The following is a 25,103-nucleotide window of genomic DNA, read 5'->3' as shown; positions in this document are numbered from 1 at the left end:
CATTGAAACAGGCGTAACTCAAAATTTTACGCGGCAGAGGATTATACATGAATTTTCCACAGAATCCGTTGTTCTTTTTAAAAATTAATGCCTAATTTTTTTAGATCCAAATTCTCTTCTATGGCATCCGCAACCCGGTTAATCCCTTCTTCGCGTATTTGGTCAAAATCAACCCCTTCTGCTTCCGTCAAACCAGCCCACTGAAGGATGGCACCACAAGCCTCTGACGATTCAAATACACCATGCAGATAGGTACCAAATACCTGGTTATCTATACCTAAACAACCATCCGGTCCTTGTTCAAGTTGCAGTGGTGCACTGTCATCCACACCTGAAGTCGTACCTGCGTGGATTTCATACCCAAACACGGTAACGCTATCCTGGGCAGGTAATGTTAATCTTCCCTGGTTTCTTTGAAGTTGCTTTTGCTGTTTTAGCTCTGTAGTAAGAGGGAGGTAACCAAGCCCCTGAGCACTCGTAATATTGCCCTCAATACCCAGTGGATCTGTAATCATTTCCCCCAGCATTTGATAGCCGCCGCAAATTCCCATCAGCTTGCCGCCAAAACGCAGGTGACGTTCTATCTGCTTATCCCAACCTTGCTCCCGCAGAAAATTAAGGTCATTAATCACAGATTTCGATCCCGGTAGAATAATGAGATCGGCCGGAGGTAAGGCCTGATTCTTACCGACAAACTCAAGGTCTACATTCGGGTGCATGCGCAGCGGGTCAAAGTCAGTATGGTTACTGGTTCGCTGTAAGACTGGTACAACGATTTTTAACTGAGGCTGATCATTTTTTACCTGACTGATATCGATAGCGTCTTCTGCTTCCAGCATCAAACCATGCAGATAAGGCAGCACACCAATGACCGGCTTTCCGGTCCTTTCTTCCAGCCAATCAATGCCCGGTTCAAGAAGCGCAATATCACCACGGAAGCGATTGATGACAAAGCCAACAACGCGTTGTTGTTCGGATTCACTCAGAAGGTCAAGAGTTCCGCACAGGTGAGCAAAGACACCACCACGATCAATATCAGCAATAATGATAACCGGAACATCAGCCTCTTCCGCAAACCCCATGTTCGCAATATCACGATCACGCAGATTAATTTCCGCCGGGCTGCCAGCCCCCTCAACAAGGACACTGTCAAAGGTATTCTGAAGGCGATGAAAAGACTCCATCACATGCGGCATAACTTTGGGCTTGTAGGCATGGAAACCAGTCGCATCCATATCCGTAATCGCTTTACCCTGGACGATAATTTGCGCACCAATGTCGGTGTTCGGTTTCAACAGCACCGGGTTCATATCTGTCGTCGGCTCTATTCCACATGCAAATGCCTGCACCGCCTGCGCCCGGCCAATTTCTCCACCATCGCTGGTCACCGCACTATTCAACGCCATATTCTGCGGCTTAAAGGGGGCGACCTTTATTCCTTTGCGTGCCAGCACCCGACACAGTCCCGCAACTAAAACGCTCTTTCCTGCGTCAGAAGTTGTCCCTTGAACCATTAAAGCCTTATGAGTTTCGATCACTTAATCACCCTGATTATATTGAGCACTGTATCATTCGTTCTCTTCCACTAAATTCGATCTCTTCCACTAAAAAAGCTGGCACATCCACCAGCTTCTTTAAAAAAGTGATCAGATAAAATGGTTATTCAAAAGGAGTAATATCACCGGCACCAACACGTAGAACCTCTGGCTTCTCATCACTGAAATCAATGACCGTGGTTGGCTGCTCACCAAGAAATCCGCCATTCATGATCAGGTCGACCGCATGTTCCAGCTTGTCACGGATATCTTCCGGATCGGACTCTGTTGTGTCATTACCAGGTAGAATTAAAGACGTGGACATCAACGGCTCGCCCAACGCTTCAAGCAGATCCAGCGCTATCTTGTTATCCGGCACACGGATACCAATCGTTTTACGCTTTGAATTCATCAGGCGACGAGGAACTTCTTTTGTACCTTTGAAAATAAAGGTATAAGGACCCGGTGTATTATTTCTTAATAATCGAAACGCACCGTTATCGACCCGGGCGTACAGTGACAGCTCAGACAAGTCACGGCAAAGCAAAGTAAAATTATGCTTATCATCGATTTTACGAATCCTGCATATTCTTTCTAAAGCTTGCTTGTTTTCAAGCTGGCAGCCAAGTGCATAACCGGAATCGGTCGGGTAAATAACCACACCCCCGTTACGAATAATCGCAACCGCCTGATTAATCAGGCGTGCTTGCGGATTCTCGGGGTGTACATAAAAAAACTGGCTCATAACAACTCCTAACTGTCGATAGAATCGACACTTTTTATTGGGATATTGTCCCAATCTTTCCAGACCGGCTCAACGCCGGAAGGTAACCAGAGATTTCGTCCTAACTCCATCCAGGGCGATGGATAGTGAAAGTCTGAACCCTGAGAGGCTAATAGTTTGTATTGTATAGCATAATCGGCCAAATTGCGCCTTTCATGTTGCGCCTGCTGTGGTTGTGCCACTTCCATTGCGTCACCACCAGCTTCAACAAACGCCGCTATCAGCCTTTTTATCCACTTCGCGGTTAAGTCATATCGTCCGGGGTGCGCCAGTACCGCCTGACCGCCAGCGGCATGAATAGCAGACACCGCATCAGCGATAGAACACCAATTTGGTGGGACATAGCCGGGGTTGTTACGGGTCAGGTATTTTTTAAATACTTTCGGTTTGGTATCGACATAACCGTTATCAATCAACCACTGAGCAAAATGAGCTCGAGTGATAGACGCCTCTCCCGCTATCGCCCGTACTTCATCGTAAATACCCTCCCGGGTAACCTTCTCCAACCGTTTAGCTATAAGTTTAGCTCTTTCTTCCCGGCGATGCTTTTGTTCCGAAACCAGCCGGCAAAGTGTTTGATTCTGAGGATCGACATTAAGCCCCACGATGTGAATATCTTTGTTTTCCCACAACGTTGAAATTTCGATTCCGTTAATAATCCGGATATCCAATCCGTTCTCATGCACGTATTTGTGTGCCGGCTCTAAGCCTTCTACCGTGTCATGATCGGTAATAGCAAGAACCGAGACACCAAACCCGATAGCGCGATCAATAAGAGCGTCAGCAGAAAAACGTCCATCTGACGCGGTGGTGTGACTGTGCAGATCTATTTTCATGAATTACAGCAATATATTGGTGAATTTGAAATTTTACTTGACTTTCACCTCGCGCACTAGTTAACTAGTACGCAACTTCAGAGTCCAGCCATTTTGTTGAGCGAGATCATGTTACAAGAAACTGTACAACAACAGATAGCAAAAATTTTCACATCATCCCTTTGTTCCGGCTCGGCACAAACTCGTTGGTGGCACACTTGGTTACAATGACAAGTGGGCTAACGCGTATTTCTGATACAGCAAATCACAGAAAAAGCCCGCTTAGAACAGCGGGCTTTCTTTTATACTATATCCGACTGATTAAACATGCGATTTACAATTGGTTAGCATAAAGCTTTGTGTCAGTATGGATGCCAAACGGATTTAATAACAAATTACAGGAGGTCTTATGAATAAGGCCATAACAATTAAAGAACTGGGACAGCTGGAAACTCTGCACTTGGATGTCCCTTATTCTGATGATCCGACCCGCCTTTTTCAGGTGTTATGTGCAGACAAAGCCAACAGCCTGTTGCTGGAATCTGCCGACATCGATTCAAAAGAAGACTTAAAAAGCATGCTGTTGATTGATGCCGCTGTACGTATTGTCTGCCGGGATCACGATGTCGAGCTGGAAGCACTGACAGACAATGGTCGTCAGGTTTTGAAACGTATTAACAGCCACCTGACAGAGCACATTAAGACATCAGAAACGGAGTCCGTACTGACTCTGCATTTTGAGCGCCCTGACGATAAACTGGATGAAGACAGTCGTTTAAGGGAAGCATCAAGCTTCGATGCCTTAAGAATTATCCGTCACAGTTATGATCAGAGTCATGCGGATCAGTTTGGCATTTTCATGGGCGGGCTGTTTGCTTATGATCTGGTAGCGAACTTCGAGCCACTCGGTGAAGCAGAAACAACCAACAATTGCCCGGATTATGTTTTCTACCTGGCCGAGACACTGATGATTATCGACCACCAAGCTAAATCCTGTACCGTTCAGGCGAGTCTGTTTGATGGTTCCGAGGCAACCAGAGAAACTCTGCAGACCCGGTTAAAAGAAATTCAGACATTAAGCCACCAGCCAGCGCCATTACGAGAAACCGAAAAGCTTGCACAGTGTGAACTCCACACAGATATTTCCGATCCAGAATTTTGCGATATCGTGTCCGGTCTGAAAGAGCATATTGTTAAGGGTGACATTTTCCAGGTTGTCCCTTCCCGCCGGTTTACACTGCCATGCCCTTCTCCGCTTGCTGCCTATAAAGTGCTGAAGCAGAGCAACCCAAGCCCTTACATGTTCTATATGCATGACGAACTGTTTACCTTATTTGGTGCATCACCGGAAAGTGCTCTGAAGTATTCTGCTGAAACCAATCAAATTGAAATTTATCCAATCGCCGGGACCCGCCACCGGGGCAAAAAAGCCGATGGTTCTATTGATTACGATCTGGATAGCCGCATCGAGCTTGATTTACGCAGTGATATGAAAGAAAACGCTGAGCATATGATGCTGGTCGATCTGGCCCGTAATGATGTAGCACGAATTTCAGAAGCAGGTACCCGTCATGTGGCGGATCTACTGAAAACAGACCGTTACAGCCATGTGATGCATCTGGTCTCCCGCGTTGTCGGACAACTAAGACAGGATGTGGATGCCCTGCACGCCTACCAGGCATGCATGAATATGGGTACGCTTAGTGGCGCTCCTAAGATTCGTGCTATGCAACTGATCCGCAATGTAGAGAAAACCCGGCGTGGCAGTTATGGTGGCGCAGTCGGTTACTTCTCTGGAGAAGGTGAACTCGACACCTGTATCGTGATTCGTTCCGCCTATGTGGAAAATGGTGTTGCTCAGGTTCAGGCCGGTGCGGGTGTCGTGTTCGACTCTGACCCTCAGGCCGAAGCCGATGAAACCCGTAATAAAGCTCAGGCCGTCATTTCAGCCATTCAACAAGCACACAGCGCGTAAAGGAGCCCATTATGACTGATATTGTATTTATTGATAATTTTGACTCCTTTACCTATAACCTTGTGGATCAGTTCCGTTCAATGGGTCATAAGGTCACCATCTACCGTAACCATATTCCGGCACAGACCATTATTGATGCGCTGGCTGAATTGAATAGCCCACTAGTGGTTCTTTCTCCCGGTCCGGGAACGCCATCAGAGGCGGGCAATATGCCTGAACTGATCCGGCGTCTGAAAGGCAAAGTGCCTATAATTGGTATTTGTCTGGGGCACCAGGCTATTGTTGAAGCTTATGGTGGTACCGTTGCTGGCGCAGGGGAAATTGTTCACGGGAAAGTCTCCATGATGGAGCATCAGGGTCATGACATATACCAGGGGCTGCCTTCACCACTGGCCATTGCACGCTATCACTCTCTGGTTGCGACTGAGGTGCCTGATTCGCTAACCATCACCGCAGAGGTTAATGGCCTGGTTATGTCCGTTATTCAGGAGGAAGATAAGGTGTGTGGCTTTCAGTTCCACCCGGAATCCATCATGACTACCTATGGTGCAACGCTGCTGGCAAATGCGATTGAATGGGCCCAGAACTAGATTCACTTTTGGCAATATCAACAGAACAATTTTACAGGAAGAATTATGCAAGCGATCATCAACAAATTATATGAACAACAGTCGCTGACTCAGGAAGAAAGCCAGAAGCTGTTTGATACCATCATCAAAGGTGAAATGGACCCTATCCTGCTGGGCGCGGTTCTTACCGCGTTAAAAATCAAAGGCGAAACGCCGGATGAAATTGCAGGTGCCGCCTCTGCGCTGCTGGAAAACGCAAACCCGTTCCCTCGTCCGGACTATGACTTTGCCGATATCGTTGGGACTGGCGGTGACGGTTCTAACACCATCAATATTTCGACTACGGCCGCTTTTGTTGCAGCAGCCTGTGGTGTGAAGGTCGCGAAACATGGGAACCGCGGCGTATCCAGTAAATCCGGCTCTTCCGATCTTCTGGACTCCTTCGGCATCAACCTGGCGATGAGCGCGGAAGATACCCGTAAGGCCGTTGACGATCTGGGTGTCGCATTCCTGTTCGCACCTCAGTATCACGGAGGTGTACGTCATGCTATGCCGGTTCGTCAGGCAATGAAAACCCGCACTATTTTCAATATTCTTGGCCCACTGATTAATCCGGCTCGTCCAAATATCGAACTCATGGGGGTGTATGACGCTTCACTGGTACGCCCTATCGCTGAAACCATGGCTAAAATGGGAATGAAACGAGCTGCCGTTGTTCATGGTAGCGGATTAGATGAGGTTGCCATCCACGGCGAAACACAAGTTGCGGAGATCATTGATGGTGAGATCAATGAATACACGCTGACACCGGCAGACTTTGGTGTTAACGTTCACCCTCTGGAAGCTATTCAGGGCGGAGAGCCGGAAGAAAACCGTGAGATCATTACCAATATACTGACGGGCAAAGGCACCGAAGCACAGGTCGAAGCTGTCGCTGTCAACGTCGCTCTATTATTGCGTCTGTTCGGACAGGAAGATCTGAAAGCTAATACACAAAAAGCAATTGACGTCATGAACTCAGGGAAAGCATTTGAGCTGGTACAACAACTGGCGACAAGAGGCTAATAATGTCAGAACATATTTCACAACAGAACCGGGAAATGGCTCAGGTACTGGCAAAAATCGTTGCAGATAAACGAATCTGGGTAGAAGAACGGAAACAAGCTCAGCCACTTGAAAGCTTTAAAGAGACTCTCAAGCCTACTGATCGTAGCTTTTACAATGCCCTTTCAACAGGTCGAACCGAATTTATTCTGGAATGTAAAAAAGCATCGCCGTCCAAAGGACTTATCCGGGACGATTTTGATCTGGATTACATCGCCTCTGTTTATAGCAAACATGCCAGTGCAATCTCGGTTCTGACAGACGAAAAGTATTTTCAGGGTAATTTTGAATTTCTTCCTCAGGTAAGAGCCATTGCCAGTCAACCGGTATTGTGTAAAGACTTTATGATCGACACCTATCAGATATACCTGGCTCGCCATTATCAGGCCGATGCCATCCTGCTGATGTTGTCAGTACTGAATGATGAAGAATACCGGGAAATGGCTGACGTAGCGCATTCACTGAATCTTGGTATTCTGACCGAAGTCAGTAATGAGGAAGAGCTGGAACGGGCAATTGAGCTGGGCGCAAAAGTGGTTGGTATCAATAACCGTAACCTGCGTGACCTGACTATTGACCTTGACCGCACCAAAAAGCTGGCTCCCCGCCTTCCGGAAGGTACTACCATTATTTCTGAATCCGGCATCTACACCAATCAGCAGGTTCACGACCTTAGCCAGTTTGCCAACGGATTTCTTATCGGCTCATCACTGATGTCGGAAGATAACCTTGAGCTTGCCGTACGACGCGTACTCTTAGGGGAAAACAAAGTCTGCGGCTTAACGTCACCAGAAGATGCGGCAAACGTTTATCAGTCGGGAGCCGTTTATGGTGGACTTATTTTTGCTGAGCAATCCAAACGTAAAGTCGATATTAGTACCGCAAGCGAAATCACTGCGGCGGCCCCGCTAAAATATGTGGGTGTGTTTCAGAATCAGTCAGCAGACATTATTGTTGAAGCCGCTGAGACGTTGAAACTGGCTGCGGTACAGCTACATGGTGAAGAAAACCAGGCATTTGTTGATGCCCTGAAAGAGCAACTACCAGAGCACTGTGTTATCTGGAAAGCCTACGGGGTCAGCAAGTCTGTTCCAACATTACTATCCCACAATGTGGATCGCCACCTGCTCGACAGTAAGGTCGGTACACAATCCGGTGGTACAGGTGTCCAGTTCGACTGGTCGCTGATGGGTGATACCAAAAATATTATGCTGGCTGGAGGCTTAAATCCAGATAACGTTAAGGAAGCTGCTGCACTGGGCTGTCTTGGCCTGGATCTAAACTCAGGCGTGGAAAGCGCTCCGGGAAAAAAAGATCCGCAGAAATTGAAGCAGGCATTTGAGAATATCAGAGATTATTAAAAAGGAATAAACAATGGCTAAGCTAGAAGCCTATTTTGGCGACTTTGGTGGGCAATACGTACCACAAATTCTTGTTCCGGCGCTGGACCAGCTTGAGCAGGCTTTCATTGATGCGCAGAAGGATCCTGAATTCCAGGCTGAATTTATGGAGCTCCTGCAGGAATACGCTGGCCGTCCTACTGCACTAACCCGATGCCGTAACCTGACCAAAGGCACAAAAACAAAACTGTATCTGAAGCGAGAAGATTTGCTGCATGGTGGTGCCCATAAAACTAACCAGGTACTGGGACAAGCCCTGCTGGCTAAGCGCATGGGTAAAGAGGAAATCATTGCAGAAACCGGAGCCGGACAGCATGGTGTCGCCACTGCATTAGCCTGTGCTTTAATGGGGCTGAAATGCCGCGTTTATATGGGGGCAAAAGACGTTGAGCGTCAGAGCCCGAATGTATTCCGCATGCGATTAATGGGCGCAGAAGTCATCCCTGTTCATTCTGGCTCATCGACACTGAAGGATGCCTGTAACGAGGCACTGCGCGACTGGTCTGCAACCTACGAAACCGCACACTATCTTTTAGGTACCGCCGCTGGGCCTCACCCGTTCCCGACGATCGTCCGCGAGTTCCAACATATGATTGGTGAAGAAACGAAAAACCAGATTCTGGCAAAAGAAGGCCGTCTTCCTGATGCTGTTATTGCCTGTGTGGGTGGTGGTTCGAACGCTATTGGTATGTTTTCTGACTTCATTGAAGAAGAGTCGGTTCGCCTGATTGGTGTAGAACCTGCCGGTAAAGGTATTGATACTGACCAGCATGGAGCCCCTCTTAAACACGGAAAAACCGGCATCTACTTTGGAATGAAGTCGCCACTGATGCAGGACACATTTGGGCAAATTGAAGAGTCTTACTCTGTCTCTGCCGGGTTAGACTTCCCATCTGTCGGGCCACAGCACGCACACCTGCACGCAATTGGACGAGCAGAGTATGAGTCGGTTACCGATGATGAAGCGATAGAAGCCTTCCAGGAACTGGCAAAAGGTGAGGGTATTATCCCTGCACTGGAATCATCCCATGCCCTGGCCCATGCGCTGAAAATGATCAGAGAAAATCCGGATAAGGAACAGCTTCTGGTGGTTAACCTTTCTGGCCGTGGTGATAAGGATATCTTCACTGTACACAAAATCTTAGAAGAAAAAGGAGTGCTGTAATGGATCGCTATCAAACACTTTTTGCCCAACTGGCAGAAAAAAAACAAGGAGCCTTTGTTCCTTTTGTCACTATAGGTGATCCTAATCCTACACAGTCTCTAAAACTGATAGATACATTGGCAGCTTCCGGTGCTGATGCACTGGAACTAGGCATTCCATTCTCAGATCCTCTGGCCGATGGCCCGACGATTCAGGGAGCCAACCTTCGGGCATTAAACAGCAAAACCACACCAGACACCTGTTTTGATATTATCAAGGAGATCCGCGCGAAATACCCGGCTCTGCCAATCGGCCTGCTGATGTATGCTAACCTGGTGTATTCTCGTGGTATCGACAACTTCTATCAGCGTTGTGCAGAAGCCGGTGTGGATTCTGTACTGGTTGCCGATGTTCCAACCAAGGAAAGCGGCGATTTTTCTGCCGCAGCAGAAAAGCATGGCGTACAGGCTATCTTTATCGCACCGCCAACCGCCAGTGATGAAACTCTAAAAGAAGTTGCAGAGCTAGGTGGCGGCTATACCTACCTTCTGTCTCGGGCAGGTGTAACGGGTACGGAAACCAAAGCGAAAATGCCCGTGCATCATATGTTGGATAAGCTAAATGAATTTAATGCTCCACCAGCACTGCTTGGTTTTGGTATATCACAACCAGAACAGGTAAAAGAAGCAATTACTGCCGGAGCTGCCGGAGCAATATCCGGCTCTGCGGTAGTTAAAATCATCGAATCTAATCTGGATGATGAAGAAGCGATGCTGAAAAAGCTCGCTAAATTTGTCTCTTCAATGAAAGCAGCGACTCAACTTTAGTCAGCTCTTTCTCTCTAATTTTAGCCACTTCCCGGCAACATTTTGTTGCAGAATATGGGGGTGGCTTTTTGCTTTTATCTCCTCTAAAAACACGAACGCAAACGTTTTCGCTGCATAAATACGCAAAATTGGCCAAAAAATTCATTTTTGTTACTTCTCCGGTTGCGAAATAAGTCTATTCCCTGTACAACCCTTACCTAATTTTAAACTACTCATTTACTAGAATGAAAAACGATAAACTCACCCTGCACTAGTGGAGTAGTTATTTATATTGAAAATGCCATTTTATTAGTTAGATAAAAGAAGGAGTTTCCTTTCATGTCCAAAAGTAAAAACCTCATGGGTAATATCGGTGTTCAGGTCGTTATTGCCATGATTCTAGGTACTGTTATTGGTGCCATAATGGGTGAATCTGCAGCAATGTTTGCCCCACTGGGCGATATCTTTATCAACCTGATCAAGATGCTGGTTATACCTCTGGTTGCCGTTGCTCTTATCTCCGGTGCCGCTGGTCTTGGCGATAGTCAGTCCGCAGGTAAAGTCGGTGTAACGACTCTGGGTTTCTTTGCTCTAACCTCGGCTTTAGCTGTTGCTCTGGCTCTTGTAATGGGTGAAGTATTCCAACCAGGTATCGGCATTGATGTTTCCGGTATCGAAAACATGTTCTCTTCCGAATATGCATCAAAAGGTGAGCTACCCACTTTCTGGGCGACCATAACTGGTATGATCCCGACCAACGTTTTCCAGTCACTGAATGAAGCCAATATTCTGCAGATCCTTGTTTTCTGCCTGTTCTTTGGTATTGCAGTATCCAAGCTGGAAAAAGAACGTCGTACTCCTCTGATTCAGGGCGTAAACGCCATTGTTGATGCCATGGTTTGGATGATCAACAAAGTCATGCTGATTGCTCCACTGGGTGTATTTGGTCTGATGGCAGAAGCGGTTGGTACTTTCGGCTTTAGTGCATTAACTGTTGTGCTAAAGCTATTTGTTGTCTATGTTGCTGCTATTCTTATCTTCGGTTTCATTGTATATCCGGCGATGATCCAGCTACTGACCAAACATTCTGCGCGTCAGTTTTTGTCTGTAATGAAAAAGCCTCAGGCTGTGGCGCTTTCAACCGCTTCTTCTATGGCAACACTACCGGTAACAATGGATGCGGTTGAGCATGACCTGAAAGTTCGTAACTCTACGGCTTCGTTTGTCCTGCCTCTGGGTGCGACCATCAACATGTCAGGTAACGCCATCTACTACGGTCTGGTCGCTATTTTCTTTGCTCAGCTGTTCCATATCGACCTGAGCATGGGCGCTTACGTTGCAATTATTCTGACCGCGACTCTAGGCGCAGTTGGTCAGGCTGGTGTACCTGGTCCATCATTCCTGGTAGTTGCGGTACTGCTTGCGGCTGGCATCCCAATTGAAGGCCTGCCATTGCTGTTTGCACTAGACCGTGTCTTCGACATGATCCGTACAGCTCTGAACATTACTGGTGATGCCGCATGTGCCGTCATTGTAGACGCACTGATTGAGGAAGAACCGGTACAAGCTGAGCCAGCACAACAGGAAGCTTAACCGCCTTTTCTCTGTAATAAAAACTCGCAGTGATAAAAAACCGGGCCACTTATGTGCCCGGTTTTTATATTCGACATCATCTTTGTTTAGCTATGTAAGCTTAGCCAGCGCTTCCGGATAATTGCGCTGTTGAGCTAAGTCTCTCGCGGTACGCTCAACCCTACCCCTGTCGAGACTAGCCAGCCTTGGGTGCATCTCTTCAACAGACGTCGTGACAGCGTCACTAGAACGACTTGAAATCCAACCAGTCACTTCCATTAACTGGTGCTCTATTTTTTTGGCGGCCTGATAAGCCGAAGAAGCCTTAACAATCTCTATCCGCGCATAGTTATTGTCAGTGAACGAAACATCGGCAGCTCGCAATGAAGCATCTTTACCAGGGATCTGCTGAGCACCAAACAATGGCTTTCCGCCCACTTCTGCCGAGATAAAAGCTGGCAGGTACTGACTCATATGCTGGATTGCCCGTTCAGTACGCTGCTCCATCACATCCCGCGGCCAACCACTAATGATTTTCTGCTCCAATCGATCAGGTAACGCCGGGTGAGAGCTGATACTCTGTGACGCGACCAGACCATCCTTAAATAAGGTAATATTCTGAGTCATACCGTGTAGCTGAAAATACCCATCGGCGTATGGTGTAAGCTGTGCCATCCCTCGTGGAGTCCCCCTTTCGCCGTGGAAGATAACTTCAGGCCAGCTCATCGTGGAATCAGGCCAGTGAGTGATATAAGCTGATTTAAATTCAACCAGACGCTGTTGCGGTTGACCCGTCATATCATCAATGACACCCGTTTTGTAGCCACTTGCGTTGATAAGGTAATCCACCTCTAACTGCCTGTCTTTTCCATAAGCATTCTGGTAATTCAGTGTCCAGCCAGTGTCTCGCTTATCTGCCGCTTTCAAACAGCAGCCTGTCAGCACGGTACAGTTTGGGTGGTCTTTAAGTGACAACGTCACGCTAGCAGACAGACGAAACAGACTTAATCCGAACTCCTGCACTGCGACAACCGGATATTTTATTTGATCCAACTGAGCTTGCTTTGCAAACGGAATCATCCAATCATCCACCGTTTCGGGTTTGATAGGTTGTTCACATTGTGCCAACTGTTCTAACTCTTCACGTTGATAGAGCTTATAGTAAGAATCCGGCTCACCTAACACCGCATTTTTGGGATCCTGAGCAACCAAATTTTTATATGCTGACTGAATGGCTTCAAGACGCGGTAATAATGCCTGAGCACTTCCTCTATCCTGGACTGGGGTCACAATGACTGTTGGCCGGATATTAACCGCATGCGGATAAAGACGAACCGTTTCAATCGACTGCTCCAGTAATGAGATGCATTGTTGCAAAGAAATTTCGCGGTACAGATTTCCACCGGCATGCAGATGACAAATTGGCGGACCATTCACAAGCCCCGGTCCCTGTTCTAACAGAGTAACCTTTATCCCTTGTTCTGCTAAATGGATGGCAGCGGTCGATCCGGCAATCCCACCGCCAATAATGGCAACATGGGGTGACTCAGGAGTAGTTATCTGATGTAGTGACATAATGACTCATATTATAAATGTACCTTCAGCCATTCTAATCGTATGTCTCTCTTAAGAAAATCACATTTTTTCTAAGGTCTCCATATCAGAAAATGCCCGTATATCTGTGTGGTAGGTTCAGCCTGAAAAATGGTGTAGAATAGGACATGTCTTTGCTGACTATTTCGGTTCAGCTTCCTGACAGAATATTGTAGTCTATGCTACGAAAAGTTAATCTTAAAAACAGGTAGTACATGAAGCAGCTTATTGATTTTATTCCTCTCATCATCTTTTTTGCTCTGTATAAAATGTATGACATATACGCAGCAACCGGGGCGCTGATCGTCGCGACCGCAATCCAGATAGCCCTGACTTACTTCCTGTATAAAAAAGTAGAAAAAATGCAGCTGGTCACTTTCATTATCGTGACGATATTTGGTGGTATGACACTCTTTTTCCACAATGATGATTTTATAAAATGGAAAGTGACGATTATCTATGCATTATTTGCGATAGGCCTTCTGGTCACGCAATATATGGGTAAACCGGTCATTAAGGGTATGCTGGATAAAGAAATATCCCTGCCTGATACGGTATGGCAGAAAATTAACTGGGCCTGGATTGGCTTCTTCAGCCTTTGTGCTGTGGTGAATGTTTATATTGCTTTCCGCCTACCTTTAGATGTTTGGGTAAACTTCAAGGTCTTCGGCCTGCTTGCCGCTACTTTTACTTTTATGCTGCTAACCGGAGCCTATATCTACAAACATATGCCAAAAGAAGCATCACAGAATAAACGCTAATTATGTCTACAGAAAATATAAATACTGAACACTCTATGACTGATATTCACCAGGATAACAGTGATGCAATCCCTAGAGGACAACTCCTGCTAAGAACACTGGCTATGCCAGCAGACACCAACGCTAATGGCGACATTTTTGGTGGCTGGATCATGTCTCAAATTGACTTAGCCGGAGCTATTCTGGCAAAAGAAATTTCCCACGGACGAGTAGTTACCGTCTCTGTATCCAGCATTACATTTAAACAACCAGTCCGGGTTGGTGATGTCGTGTGTGTTCATGGCGAATGCGTCCGAATAGGCAAAACCTCTCTGTCGATTAATCTGGAAGTATGGGTAAAACCTGTTAATGTTGATGGTATCGGTGAACGTTATCAGGTTTGTGAAGCGACATTTAACTATGTGGCAATCGATAGTGAAGGTCGTCCAAGACCAGTAAAGAGATAAAGCAACAGAAAGATAAACTCAGTTACGGAATAAGCCCAATACCAATAGTTTCTGGTATTGACATAACAATATAAAGGACAAAATATGTGGTACGTTATTTTTTCACAAGACGTTGAAAATTCACTTGAAAAACGTATGAGCGTCAGAGAAAAACACCTGGAACGGCTGAAAACTCTGCAAGATGAAGGTCGTTTACTTACGGCTGGTCCTATGCCGGCAATTGATTCAGAAAACCCGGGTGAAGCAGGCTTTACAGGTTCAACCGTTATTGCTGACTTTGGTTCACTGGAAGAGGCCAAAAACTGGGCTGACGCGGATCCTTATGTTGCAGCTGAAGTGTACCAAAACGTCATTGTTAAACCATACAAGCAAGTATTCTAATTATGTCTTTATCATCACTTAAAACTCTTTTCCCTCTGCTGCTGGTTACTCTGGCCGGTTGTTCATCGGGGAATAGCGAACAGCAGAAAATTGAAGCTATTGCTAAGCATAGAGCGGATATTCTGGCGGCAGACTTGCCTATTGAACACGGACCTCTGAAGGTTATTCAGTCGCGCTCCCATGCCAATACCGTAGAACTGGTTATGTTGTATAATGGAGAAAAGCCGGCGGCTGAACTGGTTAACTCTAGTGTTAAGTTCTACTGCAATAATTCAGAGATCAGAAGCAACCTGGATCTTGGTGTTGAGTATCAGATAACGATGAGAAACGCTCGGGGAAAACTGCTGGTGTCACAACATATTTCTGCCGACAGTTGTTCTGACGTCAAATAAACCAGCTTCTTTTGTAAATAGTCTCGCCATTGCTATAACTTACTTTAGTAGTAACTGAACAATGACGAGGCTCATAACCATAACAGCTTATAACTGCTGCAAAGCGGTTTTTTCTGCAATTTTAGTAATAACTTCCACGCTCTGTTTCATTCCGTTTATCGAAATAAATTCATGAATACCGTGGAAATTGTAGCCGCCGGTAAAGACATTTGGACATGGCAGCCCCATAAACGATAGGCGGGCACCATCCGTCCCACCCCGAATGGGTTTAATCACTGGTGCAATATGACACTCTTCCATTGCCTGCTTTGCGAATTCGATAATATGTGGGTGCGGTTCAACCATCTCTTTCATATTGAAATAGCTATCAGATATTTCCAGCGTCACACTACCTTTCGAGAGTATATTATTGAGTTCATCCACTTTGTCCTGCATAAAGACTTTACGTTGTTCAAGTCCGCTACGTTCAAAATCCCGGATGATATAATTGAGCTCTGTGGTTGCAATACCTGATTTAATCGATGTCAGATGATAAAAACCTTCATACCCTTCCGTACATTCCGGTGTTTCTTCTTTCGGCATCATCAGTTGAAACTGAGCCGCAATCAGCATTGAGTTAACCAGTTTGTCTTTGGCCGTTCCAGGATGTACGCTGACACCGTGACAGATAACCTTAGCACTACTGGCATTAAAGTTTTCATACTCCAGCTCACCTATCTGACCACCATCAATGGTATAAGCCCATTCTGCACCAAATTTATTGACATCAAAATGATCCGCACCGCGACCAACTTCCTCATCAGGCGTAAAACAAATTCGGATATCACCGTGTGAAATATCCGGATTGTCCATCAGCACATCGAGCGCCGTAATAATCTCAGCAATACCCGCTTTATTATCAGCCCCTAACAGAGTTGTCCCGTCAGTGGTAATCAGATCATGTCCGACTAACGTCTCTAACTCAGGATATTGCTCTGGTGTAAGTTGCTCACCACTGGTTCCCAGTAAAATTGAACCTCCCTGATAATCTTTTACCAACTGCGGTTTTACGTTTTTCCCACTCTCATCCGGCGCGGTATCCATATGAGCAATAAAACCGATAGTAGGAACGTCATAGTCAACATTAGACGGAAGCGTAGCCATCAGATAACCATTGTCATCCAGAGAAACGTCTGACAGGCCAACCGTGATAAGTTCTTTTCTCAACTCTTCCGCCAGAACCATCTGTCCCGGAGTACTGGGACACGTCTGATTTTCACTATCTGACTGAGTATCAAAAGTGACATAATGCATGAATCTATCAACTACGTTTTTCATTCTGTTTCCTACAGTTTGTTATGTATCTGTGCTTTATCTATTTGTATTTTTCTATTTTTATTTAAAAACCATTACCTTGAGGCTGGCTTCTTCATCTTTGTCAGAAAACTCTGGTGGGTTCTGCAATCGGTATTGGAAATGAATATCCGGGGCTTCTTCCCGCATAGAGTCGACCAAGAATTGTGGGCTAACAGACGGAGAATTAACACACGCAAGAACTTCTCCCCCTTCAGACAACAACTCAGGTAAACGGCGCAAAATTTTCTTGTAATCTTTAGTCAGCGCGAAACTGCCTTTCTGGAAAGATGGCGGATCGATAATGACAAAGTCATAAGGCCCGGCTTTCTTTATTTTGCCCCATGACTTGAATATATCATGAGCAAAGAAGCTGACTTTTCCAGTATCGTGTCCATTAAGACGATGATTGTCCCTGCCTTTGCTCAAGGATGCTTTTGCCATATCAACATTCACCACTTTCTCTGCTCCCCCTGCAATCGCGGCAACAGAAAAACCACAGGTATAGGCGAATAAGTTCAGCACTCGCTTGCCATCGGCTCGCGCCCGGATCCAGTCACGCCCGTAACGCATATCCAGAAATAAACCCGAATTCTGGTTACGACCGAGATCCAGCTGAAATTTCAACCCGCTCTCTGTCACAACGGGAAAGGTATCCAGCTCTCCAACTAATACTTCTGCCGGAGCACCGTCCTGATACCGATGCTGCAATAGTATCGCCTTGCCATTTTTATCCTTCCACACCTTCGAGGTACCAAAGGCGCTCAGTCCGGATTTAAGAGCCAGTAAAAATTTGTCGCTTACCGGTTTAAACAGGCTTACGACAAGCTGCCCCTGAAGCCAGTCACAAGTCAGTTGCTCTAATCCGGGCCACTGTCTGCCTCTTCCATGAAACAGACGGCGAATTTCGTCAGGAACCTGCTGAAGTTCTGTCTCAATGTGGGAGAAAAAAAGGTTAAGTTCTGATTCTTGCATGATGAATAAATCCTAAATAGCAGGCCAGTGTAGATCCCACGGAGCTTCCCACTGTTGTAGTGCAGACAGCACCGTATCACCATCCCATTTACATCCCATCCCAGAAAGGCCGGCAGGATTGCATACAACCGCATAGATTTCTCCGGCATACTCGAACCGAATAGCATAAGCATGCAGATAGCCTCGATCCGCATCGCTGGAAGGGTTGTAAATAGGATCACCAATAATGGGTGAGCCTACCGATTTTAATGCCACGCGGATCTGATGCGTTTTTCCCGTATGAGGCTTACAAAGAAACAACCTCTCCCCGGGCTCACCCGCCAGAGAGAAAAACTGCGTAATCGCTGGATTGTTTTGGCTGGGAATCAGTTTCCATGAAGCGCGCCGGGAACGTTGCATATCCCCTTTTATCAGCCCCTGCTTCTTTTTCGGTTTTTTACTGCCAATAGCGAGGTAGTATTTTTCCACTTCCCGGTCGGCAAACTTGCGGGACAGTTCACTGGCAGCTTGCTGATTTCTGGCCAGCAATAACAGACCTGAGGTCATTTTGTCCAACCGGTGAACCAGGTAAAGGTGGTTTTCATTAACCGCTTTGGCAACTTCCTGCGTCAGCATAGTGTCACCGCCGTCTTTGTGGACACTGACACCGGGGTGTTTATTGATAAGAATAAAATCAGGATGGGTATAGAGAATATCAAACATAAAGCTGGCCTTTTGTGCGAGCGCCAAGTATAACGGCTCAAACAAAAGAAACCAGCTTTGTTATGCAGAAACTATGTTTCTAACTTTATCTGTTAAACAGTTTGTTTATTAAAGCGATTATGCAAAAAATACCATCAACATCAGGATCGGGCATACTACGCGGACATACCAAGGCCAGATCTTCCAGAACAGGCCTTTCTCCAGCTCTGGATAACCCTGTTTGATTTCCTGCAGCACTTTATCCCGGCTCCACAACCAACCAACAAACAGCGCCCAGCACAATCCAAGTAATGGCTGTCCGTATACTGTCGTTACTTTAATAACCAATCCGAACAGTGCACCAAAGTTAAACACGATGATCGCTGAAATTGCAGTGATTACCCCGGCAATCCAGATAACCGCTGTGGTACGTTTTTGGTTCAGCTCTTCAATCGCACATGCAACCGGCACTTCAAGCATTGAGATAGAAGAAGTCAGTGCCGCAATCATCATTAGTAGGAAGAAGACTAAACTCACCACGGTTCCCATGGTACCCATAGTGTGGAACATAGCCGGCAATACCGTGAATACCAGAGTATCGGAGCTCAGTAGTTCACCCGTTGCTGAAAAGATCTCTACGCCATTGTGTTTTGCAACGAACATAGCAGGTAGAATCAACAGACCTGCACCGATAGCAACGGCAGTATCAACCATGGCTACCTGCATTGCAGTTTTAGGCAGGTTCACATTCTTACTCAAGTAAGAACCGTAGACCATAATAGTTGCACAACCCAGAGATAGCGAGAAGAAAGACTGCCCCATCGCGCTCACCAGCAACTTCGGTGTAATCATCGAAAAGTCTGGGATCAAATACATCTCCAGACCTTCCATTGCGCCTTCCTGAGTAAAGATATACAGAATAAGCACACCAAACAGAATAAACAGGATTGGCATCAGGCGCGAAGACCAGGCTTCAATACCATCATGTACGCCGTTTTTTACCACATGTGCAGTCATCGCCATAAAGATAACCATGAGTAGTAAATTACGCGAATCCCCGAAACTGGTTACCCATTCCGCGGCCGCATCCATACCAAGAATCTCTAACCCGCTTCCGGCAAACGCCCCAACCAGCCAGCCTGCAACGATGGCATAAAAACTTAGGATCAAGGAAGCGACGGTCATGGCAGTGATACCCAGTATTACCGCACCAACCTTACCTTTCGGCCATACTTTTTTCAGAGACTGAATCGGATTTGACTGTCCATACCGGCCAATGGTTAACTCAGCAACCAGCATCGGATACGCCAGTACACATACCATTGCCAGATATACAAACAAGAATGCCGCACCACCATTACTTGCTGTTTGTGTAGGAAACCCCCAAATATTTCCCAGACCAACTGCAGAGCCCGCAGCAGCCATAATAAAGCCAAATTTCGATGAAAATTGACCTCTTGAATTACTTGCCATTCTATTTTTCCGTTAAGTCTGTTGTGTTTGTAAAAACGCATCCAAAATATGTAAATTTATTTGTACAGTAGAATAAATGGTTACGGATGCAAAAACGTGGCAAGTAAAACAGTTTGTAGCTAAGATTAAAAGTCCACTTGGTGTTTTTTTCGTTATTTTTCCATTTTTCCCATCTTAAATGCTTCTTTTTTGAGCCACATCCAACTTTTAATCTTACCTTTTCTACTTTATGCTTATATTTATCTTTTCTCGTACTAGTTGAGTAGTATAACGATAGACAATAAATGACCTCGAAGTGAACAACTCCGGAAAAAGTTACAAAAAGGTAGTATTATCAAGTTAATAAGGTAAACGGGACTATTAGCCTGGACTCCATGGAAAAGTTTTATCACATCATTACACTTATCGGCGTATTTACGTACTGGATATTAGTCGCAGGCGTGACCATCAGAGTCGTAATGAAGCCACGCTCCGTCAGCGTCTCTCTCGCCTGGCTGATGATCATTTATATTCTGCCGGTTATCGGTGTTATTTTTTATGTACTGATCGGTGAGCTTAACCTCGGCAGAAAGCGCGCAGAGCGTGCCGAAAAAATGTTCAGCTTTTATCAGACCTGGTTCCGGGATCTATACAGCTGTCAGGCTCATATTCCTGCATTGATGAGTGCACCCATAAAAAAAATCGACAATCTGTGCACCAACAGGATGGGAATACCAGCACTGTGTGGAAATACGCTCTCTCTGCAAAATGAACCGGATCAGATCCTGCGTAGTATTATCCAGGATATCCAAAATGCTGAATCTCATATTCGTATGGAGTTCTACATCTGGTACCAAGGGGGGCTTGCGGATGCAGTGGCAGCAGCACTAATAAAGGCAGCCAAACGCGGCGTTGATGTGAAAATTCTCTTGGATTCAGCCGGCAGTTCCCGTTTTTTTAACAGCCATTGGGTGGGAATGTTTCAACATGCGGGCATCGACGTCGTCGAAGCTTTGCGAGTCACACCGCTAAGGATGTTTTTCCGTCGGCTGGATATCAGGCAACACAGGAAAATCATCACCATAGACGATAAAGTGGCCTATACCGGATCAATGAATATGGTCGACCCCTCTTTTTTCAAGCAGGAAGCCGGCGTCGGTAAATGGGTCGATGTCATAGTACGCATTACGGGGCCAACCGTTAACGTCCTTTCTGCAATTCACTCCTGGGACTGGGAAGTTGAAACCGGGGACAGAGTATTCCCGAGCCTGCCAGCCTGTCTGATTGATACCAATCCATGCCTGCCAATCCAGGTGATTCCTTCCGGGCCGGGCATGCCTGAAAACCTTATCCAACAGACTCTGCTGCTTGCTATCAATCAAGCTGAAAGTTCGGTGAGAATTACCACTCCATACTTTGTTCCCAGTGAAGAACTTCTGGAAGCCATAAAAATGACGGCCCAGAGAGGAGTCAAAGTGGAATTAGTTATTCCTCATAAGAATGATTCATTGATGGTACAGTGGGCGTCAAGATCATATTATTCAGTGTTACTGGAATCTGGTGTAGATATCTATGAGTTTACCGGAGGATTGTTACATACAAAATCCGTGGTGATCGATCAAAGTTATTGTATGGTCGGTACTGTCAACCTGGACATGCGCAGTTTATGGCTGAATTTTGAAGTAACACTCGCAGTTGATGATGGCACATTTACTCAGGATCTCTACAAAATGCAGCAATCTTATATTGAGCAAGCATTAAAAATAGATCAGGAAAGCTGGAAGAGGCGCACCATGTTACACCGCTTTCAGGAACGTATCTTTTCTCTGTTTGGGCCTTTGCTATGACGGCACAAGCACACGACCATGCAGAGACACACGCAGATTCTCATACGATATACAGCAACATCATATTTAAAGGAAAGTCATGTCAGAAAAAAGACAAACTCAGCTGGTTTCAGCGGGAAGAAATAAAAAATGGACAAATGGCGCTGTAAACCCGCCGGTTCAGAGAGCTTCGACCATCACATTCAATTCTGTCGAAGAAAAGCGTAAAGCAACACAAAACCGCATGAATAAAACACTGTTCTACGGACGCCGTGGAACCAATACTCACTTTGCCTTTCAGGAAGCGATGGCTGAAGTTGAAGGTGGAGCAGGCTGCGCCCTATACCCATGCGGCACAGCAGCTATTGCCAGTACTTTACTTGCGTTTCTCAAGACAGGTGATCATGTTTTGATGGTAGACACCTGCTACGAACCAACCCGAGACTTTTGTAACAACACATTGAAGAGATACGGGGTAGAAACCACCTATTATGACCCAATGATAGGAGACGATCTGGAATCTCTGATTCAACCCAATACAAAAGTGTTGTTTCTGGAGTCACCAGGTTCAATCACCATGGAAGTCCAGGATGTTCCTAAATTAACGGATATTGCTCATCAGCATGATATTGTGGTCGTTATCGATAATACATGGGGTGCTGGTGTTAACTTTTCACCCTTTGATTATGGCGTGGATATATCCGTACAGGCCGCAACAAAATATATTGTCGGCCACTCCGATGTGATGTTAGGTACCGCGGTTGCAAACGAAAAGCACTGGGACCAGTTAAGGGAAGAAAGCTACCTGCTTGGGCAATGTATCTCCCCAGATGATGCCTATCTGGGTTTGCGGGGTCTGAGAACATTGGATGTGCGCCTGAAACAACACCAGGAAAGCAGTATTAAAGTCGCAAAATGGCTGGAAGAGCAACCAGAAGTCGATTTTGTCAGACACCCTGCCCTAGCATCCTGCCCGGGACATGAATTCTATGAAAGAGACTTTTCCGGATGTAATGGGTTGTTTTCATTTGTCATTAAAGGCAGCAATCCGGCAGCAACCACCGCTTTCCTTGATGGCATGCAGCATTTTGCGATGGGGTATTCCTGGGGAGGATTCGAAAGCCTTGTTCTTGCTAACGAACCGGAATCATTTAAGCAGCTAAGAACCGTAGCTAATCCCGGTTTTACCGGTACTCTATTCAGAGTTCATATCGGGTTGGAAAATGTCGAAGACTTAATCGCTGATCTAAAAGCCGCGTTCGAAAGATACAATGAAGCTTGTAAATAAAGATTTTAAGTGATTTTTATAACAAAATTCTAATAGACCACGTATAACTTTATTATACGTGGTCTTTCATTATCGGTAACCGGCCAAGCGATTCTATTTTTCGACTCTAATACTCTCAACCCGAGCTTTTAACTTCTGCCCCGGACGAAACGTTACTACGCGTCGAGCAGTAATTGGAATGTCTTCACCAGTTTTTGGGTTCCGACCTGGTCGTTCACTTTTGTCCCGAAGATCGAAGTTACCAAATCCAGACAGTTTTACTTGCTCGCCATTTTCAAGAGCCTTACGAATCTCTTCGAAGAACACCTCAACCGTCTCTTTGGCATCCCGTTTACTAAATCCGAGTTTTTCAAACAGGTTCTCAGCCAAATCGGCCTTTGTGAGCGCCATAAAAACTTCCCTCAAAGCTGTGTTAAACATTGCTACATTCTGTAGCGCCAAAGCATTTTTGCTTAGCCGACAACGAGATACCGGCTGTTTCATGAGAAAGTGTATGCCAACCTTATGATTTTCGCCATTTTTTTATTTCAAAAATTTTCAGAAAAACGTATTTTTTCCAAAAACCAGCGATATCCTCACTTGACAATCCAGAATTTAATTACAATCACCGCAATAAACTCGCAATATTAAACCAAATTACCGATATATTCGATATAATATTTCGAGCGTAAAATAAATTCCCTTGAAAAATATTTTCCTGTTATTTCATACGGTTGGATTAAAAAAAATTTAGACCATTGAGCTCAAATATTGATGCATAAGCATCTAAAATCGTATCTAGTTCACATTTTTATCACCAACCATTAAAAAAATGTAAACTAAATGTGTTAACTTTTGAAACAGTGAGCTATCCGACAATTACGAGTTGAATATCATAGTAATTTATTACTGTCGTGGTGGTTGTCCCCGTAAGCAATACAACTACAGCGTCACATCATTATTACAATTTATTTTAAAGGCTTTTCGTTATGTCAAATAACAATTATTCGCATGCTGATACCAATCAACTGCTAAGAGATACAAGTGCTCTGATTCTCGCGGGAGGTAAAGGAACACGACTAAAACAACTCACAAGCCAAAATGCGAAACCTGCTGTCTCCTTTGGTGGTAAGTTCCGTATTATCGATTTCACTCTTTCTAACTGTATCAACTCTGGTATACGACGCGTTGGTGTATTAACTCAGTACATGGCTCAGGATTTGATTGAACACCTTCAGGAAGGCTGGCAAATTCTGTCTCCTGCCATGGGTGAAGGTGTCCAAATTATTCCGGCTCAACAACGAACCGGGGAAGCATGGTATCGTGGTACTGCTGATGCGGTCTATCAGAACCTCGACCTGATTAAGCGTCAAAAAACATCGCGAGTTCTTATTCTGGGTGGTGACCATATCTATAAAATGGACTACTCCCGTATGCTGAACTTCCACGTAGAAACTAACTCTGCAGTTACTGTCGCCTGTATCCATAAACCAATCGAAGAAGCCTCTTCTTTCGGTGTGATGGGGCTTGATACTTCTGGTGAGATAAAAACCTTCGTAGAGAAACCTGAAACCCCAATGCCTGACCCTAGCGACCCATCCAAGGCACTGGTTTCTATGGGTATTTATATTTTTAACACTGATATTCTTAATGATGAATTGGTTGCGGCACTAGAAGACCCGGATTACAACCATGACTTCGGCCACAATATCATTCCTGGGTTGCTTGGTCGCCATAAAGTCTGTGGTTATGTATTTACAGAAAATGGTCACCCTGGCCGTACGGCTTACTGGCGTGATGTTGGTAACTTAGATGAATACTATGCTGCGACTATGGATCTTTTATCACCAGATCCAGAGCTAGACCTGTACTCTCATAACTGGCCAATTATTACCAACGCGTATCAGGGCCCAGGAGCTAAGTTCGTGTTTAACGACGAGGGACGCCGTGGTTATGCGGTGGACTCCGTGGTTTCCGGTGGTGTAATTGTCTCCGGTGCGGCTGTCGAACGCTCAATGATTTCCGAAGGTGTTCGTGTGCACAGTTATGCCCAAGTTAATGACTCTATCCTGCTGCCTCATTCTCAGGTTGGACGAAATTGCCGTCTGACGAGGGTCATCGTGGGTGAAGGGTGTTACATTCCTGACGGCACTGTCATTGGAGAGAATCCGGAAGAAGATGCGCAAAAGTACACAGTATCACCCAATGGTATTGTTCTGGTAACAGAAGATATGTTTCGGTAATTTATCGCTATCATAAATGTGAAAATGCCTCGCAAAAGCGAGGCATTTTT

The 25,103-nt window shown here is 45.6% G+C and carries 23 protein-coding genes and 1 other annotated feature; of the genes, 14 read left to right on the top strand and 9 right to left on the bottom strand.

The features are described from left to right. Positions 1 to 77: 77 nt before the first annotated feature. From DI392_RS07650 to rnm, 3 genes are all read right to left on the bottom strand, one after another. A complete protein-coding gene (locus tag DI392_RS07650) occupies positions 78 to 1,514 on the bottom strand; it encodes a cobyric acid synthase (protein ID WP_109319456.1) in 1,437 nt (478 codons plus the stop codon). A 145-nt stretch (positions 1,515 to 1,659) separates the two neighbouring features. Then, positions 1,660 to 2,280, bottom strand: coding sequence for an L-threonylcarbamoyladenylate synthase (locus tag DI392_RS07645; RefSeq protein WP_109319314.1), 621 nt, complete (start codon positions 2,278 to 2,280; stop codon positions 1,660 to 1,662). 8 nt (positions 2,281 to 2,288) lie between these two features. Continuing rightward, positions 2,289 to 3,155: an RNase RNM gene (gene rnm / locus DI392_RS07640; protein ID WP_109319313.1), complete on the bottom strand. Its 867-nt coding sequence runs from the start codon at positions 3,153 to 3,155 to the stop codon at positions 2,289 to 2,291. Between the two features lie 180 nt (positions 3,156 to 3,335). Then, positions 3,336 to 3,438 (top strand) — a sequence feature (Trp leader region). Between the two features lie 105 nt (positions 3,439 to 3,543). Here rnm and DI392_RS07635 point away from each other — a divergent pair. The 7 genes from DI392_RS07635 to DI392_RS07605 all read left to right on the top strand — a co-directional run bounded on the left by DI392_RS07635 (position 3,544) and on the right by DI392_RS07605 (position 11,725). Then, positions 3,544 to 5,109, top strand: coding sequence for an anthranilate synthase component 1 (locus tag DI392_RS07635; protein WP_109319312.1), 1,566 nt, complete (start codon positions 3,544 to 3,546; stop codon positions 5,107 to 5,109). An 11-nt stretch (positions 5,110 to 5,120) separates the two neighbouring features. Next, positions 5,121 to 5,699 (top strand): aminodeoxychorismate/anthranilate synthase component II, encoded by a 579-nt coding sequence (locus DI392_RS07630; protein WP_109319311.1) that lies wholly within the window; start codon positions 5,121 to 5,123, stop codon positions 5,697 to 5,699. Positions 5,700 to 5,744: 45 nt separating this feature from the next. Beyond that, the gene (gene trpD, locus DI392_RS07625; protein ID WP_109319310.1) at positions 5,745 to 6,743 is read left to right on the top strand and encodes an anthranilate phosphoribosyltransferase; all 999 of its coding nucleotides are present in this window, start codon (positions 5,745 to 5,747) and stop codon (positions 6,741 to 6,743) included. Between the two features lie 2 nt (positions 6,744 to 6,745). Continuing rightward, entirely contained in the window at positions 6,746 to 8,143 is a 1,398-nt protein-coding gene (trpCF, locus tag DI392_RS07620; RefSeq protein ID WP_109319309.1) for a bifunctional indole-3-glycerol-phosphate synthase TrpC/phosphoribosylanthranilate isomerase TrpF, read from the top strand. A 13-nt stretch (positions 8,144 to 8,156) separates the two neighbouring features. Further along, entirely contained in the window at positions 8,157 to 9,347 is a 1,191-nt protein-coding gene (gene trpB, locus DI392_RS07615; protein ID WP_109319308.1) for a tryptophan synthase subunit beta, read from the top strand. Beyond that, positions 9,347 to 10,153 carry a tryptophan synthase subunit alpha gene (gene trpA / locus DI392_RS07610; RefSeq protein WP_109319307.1) on the top strand — a complete coding sequence of 269 codons (807 nt, stop codon included), beginning with the start codon at positions 9,347 to 9,349 and terminating at the stop codon, positions 10,151 to 10,153. The genes trpB and trpA overlap by 1 nt, the downstream gene beginning before the upstream one ends. Positions 10,154 to 10,471: 318 nt before the next feature. Continuing rightward, complete coding sequence (locus tag DI392_RS07605; protein WP_109319306.1) at positions 10,472 to 11,725, top strand: dicarboxylate/amino acid:cation symporter; 1,254 nt, start codon at positions 10,472 to 10,474, stop codon at positions 11,723 to 11,725. A gap of 90 nt (positions 11,726 to 11,815) precedes the next feature. On the opposite strand, the gene DI392_RS07600 is transcribed toward DI392_RS07605, so the two are convergent. Continuing rightward, positions 11,816 to 13,279 (bottom strand): FAD-dependent oxidoreductase, encoded by a 1,464-nt coding sequence (locus DI392_RS07600; protein WP_109319305.1) that lies wholly within the window; start codon positions 13,277 to 13,279, stop codon positions 11,816 to 11,818. Positions 13,280 to 13,512: 233 nt separating this feature from the next. On the opposite strand from DI392_RS07600, the gene DI392_RS07595 reads away from it, so the two are divergent. The 4 genes from DI392_RS07595 (at position 13,513) to gspS2 (ending at position 15,277) form a co-directional block, all read left to right on the top strand. Then, complete coding sequence (locus tag DI392_RS07595; protein WP_109319304.1) at positions 13,513 to 14,058, top strand: septation protein A; 546 nt, start codon at positions 13,513 to 13,515, stop codon at positions 14,056 to 14,058. A 35-nt stretch (positions 14,059 to 14,093) separates the two neighbouring features. Continuing rightward, complete coding sequence (yciA, locus tag DI392_RS07590) at positions 14,094 to 14,504, top strand: acyl-CoA thioester hydrolase YciA (RefSeq protein ID WP_109319455.1); 411 nt, start codon at positions 14,094 to 14,096, stop codon at positions 14,502 to 14,504. Between the two features lie 84 nt (positions 14,505 to 14,588). Continuing rightward, positions 14,589 to 14,885, top strand: a complete 297-nt coding sequence (locus DI392_RS07585; RefSeq protein WP_109319303.1) for a YciI family protein — start codon at positions 14,589 to 14,591, stop codon at positions 14,883 to 14,885. A 2-nt stretch (positions 14,886 to 14,887) separates the two neighbouring features. Beyond that, positions 14,888 to 15,277, top strand: coding sequence for a type II secretion system pilot lipoprotein GspS-beta (gspS2, locus tag DI392_RS07580; RefSeq protein WP_109319302.1), 390 nt, complete (start codon positions 14,888 to 14,890; stop codon positions 15,275 to 15,277). 87 nt (positions 15,278 to 15,364) lie between these two features. Here gspS2 and pepT read toward each other — a convergent pair whose 3' ends face one another. The 4 genes from pepT to DI392_RS07560 form a co-directional block, all read right to left on the bottom strand. Further along, complete coding sequence (pepT, locus tag DI392_RS07575) at positions 15,365 to 16,594, bottom strand: peptidase T (RefSeq protein WP_109319301.1); 1,230 nt, start codon at positions 16,592 to 16,594, stop codon at positions 15,365 to 15,367. A 57-nt stretch (positions 16,595 to 16,651) separates the two neighbouring features. Next, entirely contained in the window at positions 16,652 to 17,584 is a 933-nt protein-coding gene (locus DI392_RS07570) for a class I SAM-dependent methyltransferase (RefSeq protein ID WP_109319300.1), read from the bottom strand. 12 nt (positions 17,585 to 17,596) lie between these two features. After that, on the bottom strand, positions 17,597 to 18,286 hold the full coding sequence (locus DI392_RS07565) for a TIGR01621 family pseudouridine synthase (protein ID WP_109319299.1): 690 nt from the start codon (positions 18,284 to 18,286) through the stop codon (positions 17,597 to 17,599). Between the two features lie 117 nt (positions 18,287 to 18,403). Next, positions 18,404 to 19,738 carry a sodium-dependent transporter gene (locus tag DI392_RS07560; RefSeq protein ID WP_109319298.1) on the bottom strand — a complete coding sequence of 445 codons (1,335 nt, stop codon included), beginning with the start codon at positions 19,736 to 19,738 and terminating at the stop codon, positions 18,404 to 18,406. 374 nt (positions 19,739 to 20,112) lie between these two features. Here DI392_RS07560 and cls point away from each other — a divergent pair, with 374 nt between their 5' ends. Beyond that, entirely contained in the window at positions 20,113 to 21,564 is a 1,452-nt protein-coding gene (cls, locus tag DI392_RS07555; protein ID WP_109319297.1) for a cardiolipin synthase, read from the top strand. Positions 21,565 to 21,643: 79 nt separating this feature from the next. Then, on the top strand, positions 21,644 to 22,831 hold the full coding sequence (locus DI392_RS07550) for a cystathionine beta-lyase (RefSeq protein WP_109319296.1): 1,188 nt from the start codon (positions 21,644 to 21,646) through the stop codon (positions 22,829 to 22,831). A gap of 93 nt (positions 22,832 to 22,924) precedes the next feature. Here DI392_RS07550 and ihfA read toward each other — a convergent pair whose 3' ends face one another. Further along, positions 22,925 to 23,221 carry an integration host factor subunit alpha gene (gene ihfA, locus DI392_RS07545; RefSeq protein WP_109319454.1) on the bottom strand — a complete coding sequence of 99 codons (297 nt, stop codon included), beginning with the start codon at positions 23,219 to 23,221 and terminating at the stop codon, positions 22,925 to 22,927. A 578-nt stretch (positions 23,222 to 23,799) separates the two neighbouring features. Here ihfA and glgC point away from each other — a divergent pair. After that, complete coding sequence (gene glgC, locus DI392_RS07540; RefSeq protein ID WP_109319295.1) at positions 23,800 to 25,053, top strand: glucose-1-phosphate adenylyltransferase; 1,254 nt, start codon at positions 23,800 to 23,802, stop codon at positions 25,051 to 25,053. Positions 25,054 to 25,103 lie beyond the last annotated feature (50 nt).

It is taken from the genome of Vibrio albus (genome assembly GCF_003144035.1).
In the GTDB taxonomy this organism is placed as follows: domain Bacteria; phylum Pseudomonadota; class Gammaproteobacteria; order Enterobacterales; family Vibrionaceae; genus Vibrio; species Vibrio albus.
The sequence above is the reverse complement of the archived record's forward strand: the minus strand, read 5'-3'. Positions and strand labels throughout refer to the sequence as shown.